The organism is Filobacillus milosensis, from assembly GCF_004402015.1.
Taxonomy (GTDB): Bacteria; Bacillota; Bacilli; order Bacillales; family Alkalibacillaceae; genus Filobacillus; species Filobacillus milosensis.
In genome coordinates, this window is record NZ_SOPW01000084.1 from 1 (window position 1) to 302 (window position 302).

Below are 302 nucleotides of genomic sequence, written 5' to 3' on the forward strand. Positions count from 1 at the left end.
CCCCGTCGCTCAGGCTCGCGCCCGTGTAGAAGAGGAACCACGTCCCGTCCGGGTGCCGCACCGTCGAACCCGTCCAGGTGGCGAGGTCGTCGAACGCAGGAGCGTCACCGCGCACGAGCGCATCCGGTCCCCGTGTCCACTCGACGAGGTCGAGCGAGGTCGCGTGACCGATCGAGGCGCGGTAGTGGCGCCGTTCCGGGTCGTGCAGCGCGCGCGAGGCGTAGAGGAAGAAGAGGTGGTACTGCTCGCCGTCGTCGGCGAACCAGAAGTCCCATACCCACGAGTCGGGAAGGTCGAACACG

Annotated in this window: 1 pseudogene; it reads right to left on the reverse strand. The window is 68.9% G+C overall.

Going from position 1 to position 302, the window contains the following annotated elements:
• Nucleotides 1-302, reverse strand: a pseudogene (locus tag E3U55_RS17205) (hypothetical protein); the annotation flags it as partial.